Origin of the sequence: Hymenobacter jeongseonensis (assembly GCF_015694725.1) — a bacterium.
Classification (GTDB): Bacteria; Bacteroidota; Bacteroidia; order Cytophagales; family Hymenobacteraceae; genus Hymenobacter; species Hymenobacter jeongseonensis.
Map to the genome: position 1 here is coordinate 684,762 of NZ_JADQDQ010000002.1, position 16,612 is coordinate 701,373.

Genomic DNA, 16,612 nt, shown 5'->3' on the forward strand with positions numbered 1-16,612 from the left:
GGACTCACCGGGTGGGCGGTTACCTTTTCTTCGGTGCGGGCTTGCTGCTGGCGGCGCTGGCATTGGTGGTGCCCATGCAATTCATGGAGGCCGTAACGCTGGTGCTCATCATCGGAACGGTGGCTTTTTGCTACGGCTACTCGTTTTGGGTATTCCGTCAGGAAGAAAAACTGCGGGAGGCAGCATAAGCGGGCCGCAGCGTGTAGCCAATGAATGCACCCAAGCCAACGGGCCATCTCCTAACTTGAACCGACTCCTTTCGGAAGCAAAAAGCCCCGGCCAAATGTGGCCGGGGCTTTCATATTTTAAGTCACTACTGATTAGAGCTTGACCTCTTTCACGTTGTCTTTTTGCACGCGGTCGATGAACTCGTGGTAGGGGTCGACGACGACTTTGGCAGGCTCCTGGTTCACGATGAACTCAAACTTGTTGGTGCCGGCGCGGAAGCGGCGCTTGGTGAGTAGCAGCGGTGCCACGGGCTTCTTGTCTTTGCCCAACGCGGGGAACACGGCCACGGGCAGGTAGTCGTCGAGCGGGGCCGGACGCTCGGTGCCGAGGCTATCGGCCACCAGCTTCTTGCTGTCCACGGTCAGGCTAACCTGGAACTTACCGTTGGCTAGTTTCTTCACCGAGGCGTCGGTAAGGCGGTTTTCGTAGAGCGTGATGCGGTCGAACATATCCGTCACGAGGCCTTGCAGGGAGTCGGGCGTGACCTTGCGGAACTCGGCCACCAGGGCCGGGGCCGTGGTGTAGGGCGCGGTTTCGAACTTGTGCTGCTCCAGGAAGCTGTGCAGCGCCTTGTTCACGTTGGCCTCGCCGATGTAGTCCTGCAGGGCGTACATCACCACCGAACCCTTGCGGTAATGGATATAGCCCTGGTTTTCGACCTTGGACAGCGGCACTTCCTTCTTACGCTCGAAAGCCCGGCCGTTCAGGTAGCTGTTCAGCTCGTAGTCGAGAAACTTGGCCATGGTGTGGGCGCCGTATTCCTGCTTCATCACCATCAGGGCCGAGTACTGGGCCATGGTTTCGACGAGCATGGTTTCGCCCTGCACGTTGGCGCCCGCAATCTGGTGGCCCCACCACTGGTGGGCAATTTCGTGGGCCGTCACGTAGAACGGGTAGTCCACGTCTTCGGGGTCGTTGGGGTCGACTTTGGCGATAAAGCCGATGCTTTCCGAGAACGGAATGGTGCCGGCAAAACTCTGGGCAAAGCTCTGATATTTTGGAAATTCCAGAATGCGCACCTGCGTGTGCTGATACGGCCCGAAGTGCTTGGTGTAGTAGGCAAACGACGCCTTGGTGGCCGCGGCCATGCGCTTGAGGTTGTACTCGTGGCCGGGCTGGTAGTAGATTTCGATGGGCACCACGCGCCGGCCTGCCGAGTCCACCCACTGGTCCTTATACACCTTGTAGCGGGCCGAGAGGAAGGTGTAGAAATTGAGCATGGGCTGCTCCATCTTGTAGTGGAAGTAACGGCGGTCGCCCTTGGTCCAGTCCTTGAGCAGGCGGCCGGGCGCTACGGCCAGCTGGTCGGCGCTGGTGCTGAGCACGGTTTCGAAGCGAATCCAGTCGGCGTCCTGGCTCAGGCCCATGTTTTGGAGGGCTTTCACGTCGGTGGCCGGAGCTTGGCGGTCTTTGGGCTTGAGGCCATTGCGCTTGCGCACGTCGTCGTCGCTCAGCTCGGCCCCTTCGCGGTAGCCGAAGCCGGGCAGGTAGGCCTGGCTGTTCATGAAGATGCCATTTTCGACAATGCTGGTGTTGGAGCCGGAGTTGGGAAAACCGGTTTCGCCGTAGTGCAGGGTGGCCGTCATTTCCACCGAGTCGCCGGGAGCCAGCGGCCGGGCCAGGCGGTAGAAGCGGGTGTACAACACGCTGTCATTCAGCAGGAGCTTAGCGGCGGGCTGGCCGATGCTGAGCTGGCGCACCTTGGCCCCAATAGGCACGCTGATTAGGATAGAGTCGAGCGCCCGGGCATTGCGGTTTTTCAGCCAGAAGCTGCCCGCAATGTCCACCGAGCGGGTGGCCGGGTAGAGGTCGGTGCGCAGGTTCACGGCCACGAGCCGGGGCTGCAGCATGTCCTTGTAGCGGCGGTATTTCTGCTCGTAACTCAGTTGTTGCTTTTCCTCCGCTTTGGGGGTGATGTATTCGTTTTGGATGTTGGTGTTGTAGAAAATGAAGCTACCGGCGCTAAGCATCACCAGCAGGCCCAGGGCGAGGGCCGTCCAGGCGGGGCGGCCCCAGCGGCGGCTGGCTTCGGCTTGGCGGCGCGTGAAGGCCGAATCGGTGCCGCGCACCCAGAAGATATTGGCGGCCAGGGCCAGCAGCAGCGCGCCCGCGGCCCAGTACAGCTTGAACCAGGTGAAGCCGGTGATGAAGTGGCCATAGCCATTCATGTCGGAATACGGGGTGCTGGGGCTGCCGCCGTAGTCCAGCAGCTTGTGGTTGATGCCCAACTGGCTCTGGAAAATGCCGGTCAGGTAATAAATCACCATCACGAAGTGGCCCAGGTACTTGTTGTTCACAATCACCTGTACCAGCATGGCCAGCACGCACAGCAGCAGATAGTCGACCAGCCGCAAGCCAAACAAGGTTTGGATGTACAGGCCGGGCTCGTACTTGAAGTAGCCCTTCGCGGTTTGCAGCAGAATGCCGCACACCATGACCACGGCCAGCAGCACCACCTGTACCAAACCCAGGGCCGTGAGCTTGCTCAAAAACGGCACCCAGTTGGGCACGGGCAGCGAGTCGGTAATCTGGGCCACGCCGGCGTCCCGCTCACGCCACACCAATTCCCCGGCGTAGTAGGTGATAATAATGAGGATGAACAGCGAGAACGTGCCGCTGAGCAAGGCCACCATTTCGTTGGTAACGGGGTAGGTGGTGGTGTCGTAAACCTTGCCCACCTGCCAGCCGGTTACGAACAGGAACAGGACGCCTGCGCCCACAATGGCCACAAAATACACGCTGCGCACGATGCCTCGAAACTCCAGCTTGGTGAGGCTCCAGAACTGGCGCAGGTTCATCTCGTTGGTGAAAAACTGCGTGACGCGCGGCAGCACCAGCCGCCCGCCCATGGGCGCGGCCACCTGCTCGGCCAGCGCCGCTGCGGCCCGCGTTTTCTTGGACGGTGCTTTGTCCGAAGCAAAAGCCGAGAACTGAAAGCGAGCGTAGCAAAACGCCAGCAGAGCCACCGCCACGCCCAGCCACAGAGCCCGGTTGAGCAGGATATACTGGCTCAGGGGCATCAGCAGGGTGTTTTTCTCGGCCGCCGTCCAGTAGCGGGTGGTGTAGTAAATAGCCCCCGAGCCGAAGGCATCGAGCATGGCGGCCAGGGTAATGTTGTCGAGGTCGCGCAGGAAGGACTGCGAAATCAGATACGCCACCAACAGCAGCACCGAGCCGATGTAAGTGCTCAGAATATTGCGCGTGAGCGTGGCCAGTGTAAAAAACACCGCGCCGGTAAACAGCACGTTGGGAATCACAAACAGCAGGTAGGGCCACACGTAGTAGCTCAGGTGGTAGGGGCCGAACTTGGTAGCGTCCACGCCCGGCAGCACGCCGCCCAGCGCCACGCCCAACGCAATGCCGGTGAAAACCAGCACGCAAATCACGAAAGAGCCCAAAAACCGCCCGCCCAGGTACCCGGCTTTGGTGATGGGCGTGGTGAAAAACAGCGAATGGGTGCGGTGCTCGAAGTCCCGGTACACCGGGTTGCCCATGATGGCCGAGGTGATGAGCAGGCCAAAGTAGCTGAGCACGGCAATGGCCCCGCTGATGGAATGCGGCGAGTTGACCTTGACGTGCCCGCCGTCGGCGCTGAGGCTGACGTTGACGCCGGAGCCAAAAATGCCGCCGGCCGCCGCCGTCACCAGCGCGCCCATGATGAGCAGAATGCCGAAATATATCCACGTGGCCGGGCGGCGCAGGCGGTATTTGAGTTCAAACAGAAAAATAGGGAGGAACATGAGTTCGTAGGATTTTGCGCGAAGCCGCGCTTCGCGTATTGTGAACAATTGGATTAGCGGAGGCCTACGCCAGCACGGCGGACTTGCGCTCCGCGATTTGCGCGAAGTACACGTCCTCTAAATCCGGGTTCACTTCCTCGAATGTGCCATCGGGCCGGCTGTCGCTCAGCACGTGCACGATGGTTTTGCCCGCGAACAGGCGCGAGCTGATGACGTGGTGCTCGGCCTGCAGGCCGGCCACTTCGTCCTTGTCCACCAGTTTGCGCCACACCTGGCCGCGCAGCTGCTCCACCACCGTGAGCGGGTCGCCGGTGAGGCGCACTTGCCCCTGGCTGATGATGGCCATGTTGCGGCACAAATCCGTGACGTCGCTCACGATGTGCGTGCTCAGAATGATAATGATGTGCTCGCCAATCTCGCTGAGCAGGTTGTGAAAGCGGTTGCGCTCGGCCGGGTCGAGGCCGGCCGTAGGCTCGTCCACAATGATGAGCTTGGGGTTGCCGAGCAGGGCTTGGGCGATGCCAAAGCGCTGCTTCATACCGCCCGAGTAGCCGCCCAGGTTCTTCTTGCGGGCGTTCCAGAGGTTGGTTTGCTGCAGCAGCGACTCCACAATTTCCTTGCGCTGCTTGCTGTTGCCGATGCCTTTGAGCACCGCCAAATGGTCAAGCAGCTCCTCGGCCGACACGCGCGGGTACACGCCGAATTCCTGCGGCAGATAGCCCAGCACGCGGCGCACGCCGTCTTTGTCCTTCAGCACGTCCAGCTCGTCGAGCATAATGGAGCCCGAATCGGCATCCTGCAGCGTGGCAATGGTGCGCATCAGGCTCGACTTGCCGGCGCCGTTGGGCCCCAGCAGGCCAAACATGCCCGTCGGGATGGTGAGGTTCACGTCTTTCAGGGCTTGCACCCCGTTGGCGTAGGTTTTGGATAGATTGGTAATCGTAAGGGCCATGTGTTTTTACAGAAAAAGGAAACAAAAAGATGAAAGCGAACAGATGCGTGGGTACCCGTGCGGGTTGCCTACTTACTCCTACTGGCCAACTCGCTGGCGAGGCCATGGAGGCAAATTGGCGTAAGAAAGCTATTTATTTCAGAACTAGCGCCATCCGGCCAGGATTGGAGTCAGTTTGACTCGCCCATTCCAGCGTGTCGTTCAGCCACTCGGCGTAGTGTTGGGCACTGCCCTGGTCAAGGTTGTTGGGTAGCTCTTGCAGGGCCAGCTGCGCCTGGGCGCGGGCGCGGTCGGCCTCGCCGGCGAAGCGGGCCAGGGCCGCTTCGACGCGGGCAGGTAGGTCGGCGGGCGTGAAGGACGTGACCTGGGCCTGGGCCTGAAACGCACGGGCCGCCGCCAAGTCGTGCTGGTGGGCGGCGGCAAAAAAGGCCGATTCGAGCCAAACGCTGGCGTGCATGGCAGTGGGCATCTGGGCCAGTCGGTCGCGGTAGGCTGCTAGGTGGCGGCCAGCCGCTTCGGTGGCGCCCGCGTCCAGAGCCATCAGGTAGAGGTAATGGTACACGTACAGCTTGAACGGCAGCTCATCGGGCAGGGCCGCGGCAGCTTCCAGCAGCGGGCCCTGCAGCTCGCGGGGCCGCACGCCGGCGATGGAGCGCACCGTGGCCGCGAGCACTGCCAGCTCGAGCTGTCCGGCGGGGCCGTTGCGCCACAAGGCCACCGCCCGCGCCCCATCGGTGCTGAAGCCGCCGAGTTGCATGGGCACCAGCGTGAGCACGACCAATAGTCCCGAAATGCCTCCACTGGCGCCTATCGTTCCCATCAGCACCTGTCCCGCACCCGGAGCCGCGGGCAGCAGCGCAAATAGTCCTATCGCCACGCCGGCCCACACCAAGCTGGCCAGCGGGCCACCCAGCGCAAAGGCGATGAAGCGCCGGCGCAGCTCGTGGTCGTCGGGCGGCACGCTCAGGGCCATGCCGCCGGCAGTGTTCAGGTTTTTATTCCACTCAAAACGAACCCGCCCGGCCTTCTTTTTCCACATAAACGGCCCCACGGCTAGCCAGTAGAACCTAAAGCTTTGCCAGTGCCCGGCCGCCACGTGCCCTAGCTCGTGCAGCAGCACGGCCAGTAGCCAAGCCAGCGGCAGCGAGAGCAGTAGCCCCAGCACTTGCCCCCGGCTCCAGGCACCGCCCGGATGCGCCCAGGCCGGCCCGTACCGAGCCCCCAGCACGCCCACCCCGGCGCCCAACAGCGCACACAAGGCAAAGACAAGCGGTTTGCGGAATTTCTTCATCAAGCAGGGAAGAGCAGAGTCTTAGAAGCTAAACCCGAAGAAACGACACGTCATCAACTTTTGCCTCGGCATTTTCTACCCTCACTTATGAAATAACTTTAATCAATTATTTCACAGCATTTTACCTCGATTATTTTGCCAGAAGAACGGCATACCAATACTACATAACGGCATTTATATATTGGCTTACCCGCCCTGCTTGCTGGCGCCGCCTTTCACGTCGTCGTTCGAGATGGATTTGCGCCGCTTGCCTTGCTGCTCCTGGCCAAACCGGTAGCCAAAGCTCACGCGAATGCCCCGCTGGAAGCCCCGAAACTCCTGCTGCTCGCTAAACGACGGGGTGCTCACCGTGGACCGATAGGCCCAGTAGGCGTTGAATGGGTTTGTGACGTTCACCGTTAGGTCGGCTTTGTCTTTCAGCAGGCCCTTTTTCACGCCCACGGAGTAGTAGAGGTTGGCGGCGCCCCGGCCTTGCAATTCGGGGCTGGGCAGCGAGGCGTAGGCAAACGCCTGCGCCGTGAGGCTCTTGGGGAGTTTGTACGAAGTATTGAAATTCAGGCCCGCCGTGAAGCCCGTGCGCTCGATGCCCAGCGTGGGGCTGCGGCGCACGATGTACTGCACATCGGGGCCGCCGCTGATGTCCCAGCCCTTGGCCGGCTTGGCCGACCCGTAGAAGTTGAGCTGGTAATAGGCGTTGGAGGCTACGTTGGCGTAGGTTTCTTCCGTCACGCCCACCGTGGCGGTGGCCCGGCGCACGCTCTCGATGGCGTTGTCGGTGCGTCGCACCGAGGCCGACACGTTGAGTGAGCCCGCCTTGCCGTTGGTATTGAAGCTCAGCTCGTAGGAGTCAGTCAGCTCGGGGTTGAGGTTGGGGTTGCCGAAGGAAATATTCTGCGGGTCGCCCAGGTTGCGGAAGGGGTTCAGGTAATAGATGTAGGGCCGGGTGATGCGGCGGCTGTAAGCCAGACGCAGGCTGTTCGATTCGCTGATGGCGTACTGGGCGTTGCCGTTGGGCAGCAGCGACACGTAGCTGCGCTCGAAACCCGAGTCCGTGGTCTGGAAGTCGGCCGATAAAGCCGTGCGCTCCAAGCGGCTGCCCAGGCTCACGTTGAGCTTTTTGCTGGGGGCAAACGAGTAAGTGGCGTAGGCCGCCTGCACGTTCTGGTCGTAGCTAAAGTCGGTGGAGCGGCCGGGCAGGCGCACAAAATCAGTGGTTTCGCCCCGGCGCAGGCCGTCCACGTCGGCCACGGAGCCGGTGCGCCGCCAAATGGCCTTGAGGCCTGTTTCCAAGGTTTGCTTCTCACCAAAAGGCTGCACAAAGTCGGTCTGGAAGGTGTATTCCGAGCCGGGCGTGCGGCCGCGGCTGCGCTCGCGGTAGTTGGCCTGCCCGCTTTCCAGCGGCACCGTCGAGTTGTCGAACTGGTCGTAGTCGTAGCCGAAGGTGTTGTCGTTGCGCGAATACTGGCCCAGCACGCTCCATTCACGGCGGGCCTGGGCAAAGGTCTGGGTGTAAGTGCCGGTCACCTCGGCGTTGAGGCCGCTGAACAGGTTGTCGGTGTTGCGGAAGAACAAGCTGTTTTGCGCGGCGTCGGGCGTCGCAAACCGGCTGGCCAACGAGTTGGTGCTCTCGCCGCCGTACCCGTTCAGCGAGCCGGCCAGCGAGAAGCTTTTGCGTTCGCTCACGTCGTAGTCGAGGCCCAGGCTGCCGTAGTAGAAGCCGCCGTTGTTGCGGCCCGCGCTGCTTTGCGTGAGAGTCGAGGCATCCAGCAGGCCGGTTCGCACCCGCTCAAACTCGTTGGGCCCGAACCAGCGCCCCACGCTGCCCGACGAGGTAAAGCCGAATTTGCCCTTTTTGAAGTTGAGCGAGGCGTTGGTGTTGGCGCTCCGGTTGCCGCCCGATACGCCTACCCGGCCATTCACGCCGCGGTCCACCCCTTTTTTCAACACGATGTTGATGATGCCGGCCGTGCCCTCGCCATCGTACTTGGCCGGCGGCGTGGTGATGACTTCGACGCTCTTAATCTGGTCGGCCGGGATGCTTTTCAGGGCATCGGCCAGGTTGCTGGCCATTGTGGGCGAAGGCTTGTTGTTCACCAGGACTTTGAAGTTGCTAGAGCCACGCATTTGCACGTTGCCGTCGCCGTCCACGGCCAGTAATGGGGCTTTGCGCAGCACATCGGCCGCGGTGCCGCCGGTGTTGGTCACGTCCTGCTCGGCGTTGTACACAATGCGGTCGGGCCGCACTTCCACCACCGGCTTCGTGCCGATAACCAGCGCTTCATCGAGCGCGGTACCGGCCGTGGGCAGCCGAAACGTGCCAGCGTCGGTGGCCCCGGCTGTGATGGTGACGGCCCGCGTCTGGGTACCGTAGCCCACGTAGCTGATGCGCAGCCGGGCCGGGCCTGCCACGAGCTTGCTTAGGCTGAAGCGGCCGTTGTCGTCGGCCGCCACGCCCGTGATGGCCTTGTCGTTGGGCGCGGGGGGCAGCAGCACCACCGTGGCATAGGGCACCGGCTGGCGGTTCAGCGAGTCGAGCACCACGCCCGTGATGGAACCGGTACCGGCGGGCGGGGCCGCGGGCAAAGCCGGCTGTTGGGCCCAAACCGGTGAAGTGAAAGCAAGCGCGACGAGCAAAAACGCCAACAGAAAGCGGTAGGAATAGGCCATGTGCAACAGAATGGGTAAAACAGGCTAAGTGAAAAGTGTTATTGAAAGAATAAAAAGTATTGTAAGGAGACTAGAATTAACCTCGTCGTTGCAGGAGGTGCGCTGTATCTTTTCTAGCCAGTTGCAAATCAAGCCGTCAGGTGATGCACCGCTATATATCGCAGCGATACCTTGAATTATTGTATCAATCCGATATTGAATTGAGTTGCAAATGCCAGCTAGCTCGGCTGCGAGTGTGTTGGGAGCGTCAAGGGTTGCTGGCAAATGCCGAGGCAAAGGTCGGCTCCTGCCCCGGGCATACCGCCCTGGTTTATGGTTTGAGGCGTCCCAACCTATGATTTGGGCCGTGTCACTTCGCTGGGCGGGTAGCCCGTCAGCTTCTTAAACACCCGGTTAAAGGTTGACTTTGAGTTGAAGCCGCTCTCCAGGGCCACGCCCACCAACGAGAAATGCGCAAAGCGCGGGTCTGCCAACTTGCGCTGGGCCTCGGCCACCCGGTAGCTGTTCACAAAGTCGTTGAAATTCTGCCCGCAGCCCGCGTTGATGACTTTCGACAGAAAGCCGGGGTTGGTACCCAGGCGCTGGGCCAAGTCGGTCAGGGTCAATTCAGGGGCCAGCCAAAGCTGCTCCGCATCCATGCAGGCCAGTAGCTGTGCTCGTAGCGGTTCCAGGGCCACTGGCAACGGAGTTGCAGCGCGCGCCGCAAGCCCATGCTCAGCGGGTCCAGACGCCGGCAACGCGGATTCGGCATCAAATGGCACGGGCACCAGGCCGCCGGCGTGCCCAGCGGCGGGTTCCATCGGCCAATTGGGGTTCGCAGTGCCCGGCCTGGAAGCTACCACGCGCATCCCCAACCGCGGCATCGGGCCGGTGGCGGCGTAGCTAGCTTGCAGCCCAACCACCGCCAGTCCAAACACCAGCGCGCCGCGCACGGCAAAGCCGTACCAAATTTCGGGGTTATTGAACGGGCCAAACCAGGCATCGAGCGCCACAAAGCTCAGGCCCAGCCCAAACCCGACTATTAGCACGAGCAGCAAAGGGCGCTGGTTAAGAAAGCGGGGCCGCTCGGCGTCCGAGTAATGGGCAGCCAAGTGCTGCTGGTAGCGGCGGTAGTCGTCCAGCGTCTTAAACCCATAGAGCAAAAGCGACACGTAGCAAACCAAGGCCAGCGGCGTTACCAGGTAATGCAGCAATTCGGCCGCCGTGCCCGGCCGGCCAAACGGCACCGCTCCTGCTCCGTGCTGGTAGCCCAGCCCCAGCACGGCCACGCCCGCAAACAAGCCCACTTGCCCCAACCCCGGCAGCAGGTGCCGCCATGCCCCCGGCTGCCGCAGCGCGGGGTTGGCCAGCACCCGAAAGTAGAGGTAGCACACCGGCGCCAGCAGTAGTTCGGCTGGCCACGGCACGTAGAGCGGGCCGGGCACGGCGGGGTCGATGGGATTGACGCACCAGCCCGCCGCGCTGAGCAGGCATTGCGCCAGCAGGAAAGTGGGCACCAACAGCCCCAACGCCAGCAGCAGCCCCGGCACGGCCCGACGCCGGCCGGCACTGAACCCCAGCAGCACCGCCAAGGCCGCCGCTGGCCCAGCCATGGGCAACAGGAAAACGGAGGAGAACAAAGGAAACAACATCACGGGCCGGGTGCGCCGCCAACGGCCACCCGGCAAAGGAACTGCCCGGCGGCGAATCGGCGGTGTTTAAGCCCGAGAATTTGCGCGGCGGGAACCGCAGGCCCTACCTTCATATCCGCTCTCCTCTGCCCCTGCCATGAACATCCTCCGCAACGTTGACCTGACCCGCGTTTTCTTTGTTGACATCGAAACCGTGCCCGGCCACGCTACCCACGCCGAACTGCCGGCGGCGCACCAGTCGCTCTGGAAGAAATTCTGCGAGAAGCGCCACGCCCGCGAGCTGGCCGACGGCCAGTCGCACGAAGAGCTGTTTGCCAACGGCGGCCTCTACGCCGAGTTCGGCAAGATTGTGTGCATCTCGGTGGGCAAATTCTACCAGCGCGCCGACGAGACGCTCGAGTTCAAGGTAAAGTCCTTTGCCAGCGACGACGAGTGCGAGGTGCTACGGGGCTTTGCCCGGGCCCTGGGCGAGGCCAAACCCTACGGCACCAAGCTGCCCACTGCCACCACCACCCGGCAGCACGACGACGCCAAACGCATCGGCCATTACCTCTGCGCCCATAACGGCCGGGAGTTCGACTACGGCTACCTGGGCCGGCGCATGCTGATTTGCGGACAGGCCATTCCGACCATGCTCGACATTGCGGGCTACAAAGGCTGGGACTTACCCCACCTGCTCGACACCATGGACCTTTGGAAATTCGGGGACTTCAAGGGCACCATTTCCCTGGCCCTGCTGGCCGGCGTATTCGGCATTCCCTCACCCAAAGACGATATCGACGGCTCGCAGGTAGGCCACACGTACTGGACGGAAAAAGACCTCAAGCGCATCGTCACCTACTGCGAGAAGGACGTCATCACCACGGCTCGTGTGTTTCTGCACTACCTCGGCCAGCAAGCGCTGTGGCCCGAAGTGCAGCTCACGCACATGCCCTGGCCCGCGGTGCCCCTGATGCGCATTGCGGCGGTTTAAAGCGTCGTTAGCACCCTCTTCTTTTTACATAGAAAGGGCCGCCCGGTGGGTGGTCCTTTCTGTGGGCCTGACTGCGAGTTTTGTAATAACACCCACGAGCATTTAATATGATTTAACCACTTTTACATTGAATTAACCTGCCCAAATTCGGGGCTTTTTTCGTATATTTAGTAGTCCTCCGTCCTACTATTTTATATATTAAAAGCCATGCAGAATATCTTATACTTGCATTTATTCGTGCCCTGCCTACAGGTGCTGCGGATATTCTGGACCCAGAAAGCCGTGCCCACCACCGGGCTACTTTTCTGCCTGCTCACGGGGTTTGCCCAGCCGGCTGCGGCCGACGCGGGCTTCTACAAAGACTTCGTCATCATCAACGGAACGACTTACTACACCATAACGACGCCGTGCAATGGCCCGGCCTGCCCGCGGCCATTTAGCGGGCTGCGCAACATTGGCAGCTTCGACCGTGGGTCGGGACAGTTGCGGCTGGGCGCCGAAGCCAACACCTTCAATACCAACGGGGACGACGTGCAATCGGTGCAATTATTCTACCGGGTGTACGCGGAAAATGATGCCCCTGGAACGTTTGTGCCGCTGAACCTGGAATTTCAAGCGGCCGGCGCTGATGGCAGCCTCAACAACAAGCGGTGGACCAACACCACCACCAGCCCCAACCTGCTGGCCGCCACCAGCGGCCCCGGCCGCTACGTGCTGGAGCTGTACTTCCAGGGCACCGTGATAGCCGGTAACGGCGCCGCCGACTACGACATTTTCGACCGCGCCCGAAACAACACCACCTACACCACTACCTTCGACGTGACCGGCAGCGTGCCGGTGCAGTGGCTGGGCACCACCAACGACAACTGGTTCACGGCCTCCAACTGGTCGACGGGCACAGTGCCTACCGCGACTACTGACGTCACCGTTGGCTACTTCCAAGGCGGGCGCTACCCCACCATCCGCAGCGGCGTGGCCCAAGTCCGGACCCTGCGCATTGAGGGCAACAACGGGGTGATGGGAGCGCGCAATTTTCTGCAAGGCGGGGAGTTGCGCGTGTTTGGCGACTTCCAAGACCCGCACGGTGGTTTTGGGCAAACCGGCGGCGTATTTACACTGGCCGGCGGCACCCAAACCTTCGACGGAGCCGTCTTTCGCAGCATCCGAATCCAGGGCGGGGGCACCAAAACCCTCACCAACCGCATGGAAGTCACCAACCGCCTCACGTTTGCCGAGCCGGGCGGCGTCCTCGTCACCCGCACCGACAATTCCATTCTCTACAACGTCGACTTGGGCACCAGTGCGCAGGTAGAGGGCGAAAACGAGGACAATTACGTGCTGGGCATCCTGCGCGCCCCCGACCGCCGGCTTGAGCGCTTCGAAACCAATTCCTTCGGCAACATCGGCATCAGCCTGATGGCGGAAGGCGGCAGCCCGGGCACTACGCTGGTCACGCGCCTCACCGGCTTCGTGTACAACGGCGCGGGCAACAGCGTCAGCGTCAAACGGAGCTTCGCCTTCACGCCCGCCAACCCCGACAACCTGGACTTCACCCTGGGCTTTCGCTATCTGACCGGGGAGCTGAACGGCATTCTGGAAAGCAACCTGGTCTTGTTCCGTTCGCTTACGGGCGGAACGCCGTTCCAGAACCTGTCGGCCACCACCGTGGCCAGCAATGTGCTCATACGCCGCAATATTCCTGGCACGCTAGCGGCCGTTTTCACCCTCGGCGACCGCACCGTGCCGCTGCCAGTGACGCTGACTCACTTTACCGCCGTGGCCCAGGGCCCGGATGCTGTCCTGACCTGGGCCACCGCCCAGGAAACCAACAGCCAGGGCTTCGACGTCCAGGCCTCCGACGATGGCACCACCTTCCGCAAGCTGGCCTTTATGCCCTCCGCCACGCCAAACAGCAGCTCCGCTCGCACCTACCAGTACCGCGATGCCGAGGCCAACAAGCCCGGCGTACGCTATTACCGCTTGCGGCAAATCGACCTCGACGGCCAAGAGTATTTCTACGGTCCGAAATCCGTCGCCTTCGGCGCGCCCGCGGCAGTGGCGCTGCGGGCCTACCCCAATCCATTTGCTTCCACCGTCACCCTCGACCTGCAAACCACCGCCGCCGGCCCGGCCACGGTGAGCTTGCTCGACGAAGTGGGCCGCCGAGTGCGCCGTTCGCAGCCGACGCTGCCCGCGGGCACCTCCAGCCTGCAACTCGCGGAACTGCAAGGCTTATCCCCCGGCCTCTACGTGGTGCAGGTACGCTACCACAACGGCCAAACCCGGCACCTGCGGTTATCAAAAGAGCAATGAGGCGCATTTACGACGCTCAGAAAAAAGCCCCGTGCCCTGCCCGGGGCTTTTTGCGTTTGCCACCGCTCCGCGATGGCGCGCCTATCGAGGGCCGATGCGGCGCCGGCCCTCGGACTGGCCCAAACCGAGCGGAGCCTCAACCCTGTTGAAATAAAGTTGGAGCAGCGCGCCCCGCGCCCAAGTATGGCCTTTACCTTTGGCGACAAACACTATAACGAAATCTGCCCAGGTATGCGCCTTTTCTACACCCTTTTGGTAACGACTCTGTGGTGCTGGGCCGGCTGGCAGTGCGCCGCCCAGCAGCTGGACCCCAGCTTTGCGCCCAGCACGCTCACGGGCCCTGGCAACGGCATCTTCGCCGCCCTCAAGCAGCCCGACGGCAAGGTGCTCATTTCCGGAAGTTTTCAGCTGATGAACGGGCAGGCTTCGCCGCGGGTGGCGCGGCTCAATGCCGACGGCAGCCCCGACCTGACATTTCGGGCCCAGGCCGGCAGCGGCCCCAACGGCAACATTACGGCGCTGGCGCTGCAGCCCGACGGCAAGATTCTGCTCGGCGCCGAACATTACCTGACCAGTTACAACGGCGCGCCCGCCCAGAGCCTTCTGCGGCTTAATGCCAATGGCAGCCTGGATACCTCGTTCGGCTCGGGCGGCACCGGCTGGCTGAACGGCGCCATCAGCAGCATTGCCGTGCAGGCAGATGGCCACATCCTGGTGGGCGGCGAGCTGCGCGCCCAGTTCAACGGCCAGCCTACCAAGGGCCTCATTCGGCTGCTGCCCGATGGCCGGCCCGACGCCAGCTTCTCGACTGGCAGCGGCTTTGTTAATTCGACGAGGTCCTATGGCGAAGTGCGAAGAATCATCGTGCAGCCCGATGGCCACATTGTGGCGGCCGGGCAATTTGATAAGGTGGACGGGCAGGCTAGCACGGCCATCGTCCGCCTCATGCCCACCGGTGCCCGCGATGCTTCGTTTGCTTCGCCCCTCGTCGACAATGCCTTAGTATCCGACATGCTGCGGCAGCCCGACGGCAAAATCCTCGTCGGAGGCAACACGCTGATGGGACCTGCCAACGGAGCCAGCATGGTGGCCCGCCTGCTGCCAACCGGCGCCCTCGACCCCGCTTTTTCCAGCGTTTCGTTCAGCGGCGCGGTCCTGGGCCTCGGCCTGCGGGCCGATGGCAGTGTGCTGGTTTCGGGTGCGTTCAACGTTTTTGGCGGGCTCAACCGAAATGGCCTGGCCCGGTTGAGCCCGGCCGGCACGGTCGATGCCACTTTTGCGACCAATGGCGGTGCTTACGCCATCATGAATGTTGTAGAGCTCACCAATGGCAACTACCTGGCCGCTGGCTTTTTCACCGATTTTGGCGGGGTGAGCAACAGCGGCTTAGCGCGCCTGCTGCCTAATGGAACGGCCGACGCCACCTATTCCCTACTGCTGGAGACCATCGCCAATGCCAAGATTACGCCGCAAAACAACGGCCAGCTCGTGCTGAGTGCCCCCCAAACCACCTTCTTTAACGGGCGGGACGTGAGCAGCCAGAGCTTTCTGAACTTTCACCGCATCAACGCCAACGGCACCTACAACTCGCCGCTAACACTTCCGCCCGGCTCTCCCCGCCCCAATGGTGGCGAATATTCTTATACCGCCTTCCCGCAGGCCGACGGCACGTTCTACGCCACGTATCAAAACACCGACAGTACCGTGGTGGTGCGCCGCATCCTGGCCGATGGCACTTTCGACCCGGCTTTTGCCGCAACGGTTCTGCAGTGGAAATACCAGTATCCATTGCTGGGGGCCAGCGTCGCGGTGCATCCGGGCGGCGGCCTGCTGGTGGCTGGCGACTTCTATCGGGTGAATGGCCAGCCTCGGAAAATGCTGGCCCGCTTGCAGGCCGATGGCACGCTGAACACGCAGTTTGCGCCGCCGACTTCCGCCGTGTGGCAGGTGCCAACAGTGGGCACCGGCAATACGGCCGGCTTCCGGCAGCCCCTGGGCTTGGCCAATGGCCAGACCTTGGTGCTGTGGAACGATGCCACCCGCAGCTACATAGCACGCCTTAGCCTAAACGGCACCGTCGACAATACCTTTTCGATTGGCACGGGGGGCGGCCCAAACTCGTTGTTCAACATCTTGCCCTTAGCCGGGGGTAAAATTCTGGTTAACGGCGATTTCACCTCTTTCAATGGCCATGCCGCGCCCTTTGGCCTGCTCCGGCTGCTGCCAAACGGCACCCCCGACGCGAACTTCACGGCGGCCAACGCCGCTTCGACTTTCGCCGAGCAGCCCGATGGTAAGCTGACGGTAGTAGGCCCCGGCGCCACGGCGCAAACCCAACGCCTAGCTCGCTTCACCGCCACCGGCAGCCTCGACCCGACTTTTCAGCCCGTAGTGGTCGGGAATGAATCGTTCTCGCCCGCGGCAACGGCGGTTTGTCTGCAGCCGGGCACCAATGCCATGATACTCAGCGGCGACTTCACCAGCGTAGCCGGCCAGCCGCGCTTCGGGCTGGCCCGCCTCATCAACACAGTCTTGGCTACGCGCGGAGCCGCTACTCCTCCCCTGGTTGAGGCATTTCCCAACCCAACGCATGGCTGGCTGCAGCTACGCCTGTCTGCCCCCCCCACGGGCCCGCTCACCCTCACCGACCTGCAGGGCCGGGTGATACGGCGCTGGCTGCCGGCGCAGGTAGGAGCTGGCGTGTCGGTAGCCGGGCTGGCCCCGGGCATCTATGTGCTTCGCATCTCCACAGCCGCTGGCACCAGCCAGCAGCGTATTGCCGTAGCGCCGCCGCAGTAGCCGCACGAACGCGCCGGA

Annotated in this window: 9 protein-coding genes; 4 read left to right on the forward strand and 5 right to left on the reverse strand. The window is 62.3% G+C overall.

Annotated features, from left to right (window positions below):
- The first annotated feature begins 11 nt into the window (after positions 1-11).
- On the forward strand, positions 12-188 hold the full coding sequence (locus I2I05_RS06475) for a hypothetical protein (RefSeq protein ID WP_196281400.1): 177 nt from the start codon (positions 12-14) through the stop codon (positions 186-188).
- 132 nt (positions 189-320) lie between these two features.
- On the opposite strand, the gene I2I05_RS06480 is transcribed toward I2I05_RS06475, so the two are convergent.
- The 5 genes from I2I05_RS06480 to I2I05_RS21830 all read right to left on the reverse strand — a co-directional run bounded on the left by I2I05_RS06480 (position 321) and on the right by I2I05_RS21830 (position 10,497).
- Positions 321-3,968 (reverse strand): ABC transporter permease/M1 family aminopeptidase, encoded by a 3,648-nt coding sequence (locus I2I05_RS06480; RefSeq protein ID WP_196281401.1) that lies wholly within the window; start codon positions 3,966-3,968, stop codon positions 321-323.
- Positions 3,969-4,032: 64 nt separating this feature from the next.
- Positions 4,033-4,920 carry an ABC transporter ATP-binding protein gene (locus tag I2I05_RS06485; RefSeq protein ID WP_196281402.1) on the reverse strand — a complete coding sequence of 296 codons (888 nt, stop codon included), beginning with the start codon at positions 4,918-4,920 and terminating at the stop codon, positions 4,033-4,035.
- A 133-nt stretch (positions 4,921-5,053) separates the two neighbouring features.
- Positions 5,054-6,211: a M50 family metallopeptidase gene (locus I2I05_RS06490; RefSeq protein ID WP_196281403.1), complete on the reverse strand. Its 1,158-nt coding sequence runs from the start codon at positions 6,209-6,211 to the stop codon at positions 5,054-5,056.
- Between the two features lie 186 nt (positions 6,212-6,397).
- Positions 6,398-8,878 (reverse strand): TonB-dependent receptor domain-containing protein, encoded by a 2,481-nt coding sequence (locus I2I05_RS06495; RefSeq protein ID WP_196281404.1) that lies wholly within the window; start codon positions 8,876-8,878, stop codon positions 6,398-6,400.
- Positions 8,879-9,210: 332 nt separating this feature from the next.
- Positions 9,211-10,497, reverse strand: a complete 1,287-nt coding sequence (locus tag I2I05_RS21830; protein ID WP_230688182.1) for a helix-turn-helix domain-containing protein — start codon at positions 10,495-10,497, stop codon at positions 9,211-9,213.
- Positions 10,498-10,645: 148 nt separating this feature from the next.
- On the opposite strand from I2I05_RS21830, the gene I2I05_RS06505 reads away from it, so the two are divergent.
- The 3 genes from I2I05_RS06505 to I2I05_RS06515 all read left to right on the forward strand — a co-directional run bounded on the left by I2I05_RS06505 (position 10,646) and on the right by I2I05_RS06515 (position 16,594).
- Entirely contained in the window at positions 10,646-11,482 is an 837-nt protein-coding gene (locus I2I05_RS06505; protein ID WP_230688183.1) for a ribonuclease H-like domain-containing protein, read from the forward strand.
- Positions 11,483-11,689: 207 nt separating this feature from the next.
- Positions 11,690-13,795 (forward strand): T9SS type A sorting domain-containing protein, encoded by a 2,106-nt coding sequence (locus I2I05_RS06510; RefSeq protein ID WP_196281405.1) that lies wholly within the window; start codon positions 11,690-11,692, stop codon positions 13,793-13,795.
- 231 nt (positions 13,796-14,026) lie between these two features.
- Positions 14,027-16,594: a T9SS type A sorting domain-containing protein gene (locus I2I05_RS06515; protein ID WP_196281406.1), complete on the forward strand. Its 2,568-nt coding sequence runs from the start codon at positions 14,027-14,029 to the stop codon at positions 16,592-16,594.
- The last annotated feature ends 18 nt before the right edge of the window (positions 16,595-16,612 follow it).

Coding starts and splice junctions, on each gene's coding strand:
- I2I05_RS06480 (WP_196281401.1), bottom strand. CDS start 3,968: ATGTTCCTCCCTATTTTTCTGTTTGAACTCAAATACCGCCTGCGCCGC.
- I2I05_RS06485 (WP_196281402.1), bottom strand. CDS start 4,920: ATGGCCCTTACGATTACCAATCTATCCAAAACCTACGCCAACGGGGTG.
- I2I05_RS06490 (WP_196281403.1), bottom strand. CDS start 6,211: ATGAAGAAATTCCGCAAACCGCTTGTCTTTGCCTTGTGTGCGCTGTTG.
- I2I05_RS06495 (WP_196281404.1), bottom strand. CDS start 8,878: ATGGCCTATTCCTACCGCTTTCTGTTGGCGTTTTTGCTCGTCGCGCTT.
- I2I05_RS06505 (WP_230688183.1), top strand. CDS start 10,646: ATGAACATCCTCCGCAACGTTGACCTGACCCGCGTTTTCTTTGTTGAC.
- I2I05_RS06510 (WP_196281405.1), top strand. CDS start 11,690: ATGCAGAATATCTTATACTTGCATTTATTCGTGCCCTGCCTACAGGTG.
- I2I05_RS06515 (WP_196281406.1), top strand. CDS start 14,027: ATGCGCCTTTTCTACACCCTTTTGGTAACGACTCTGTGGTGCTGGGCC.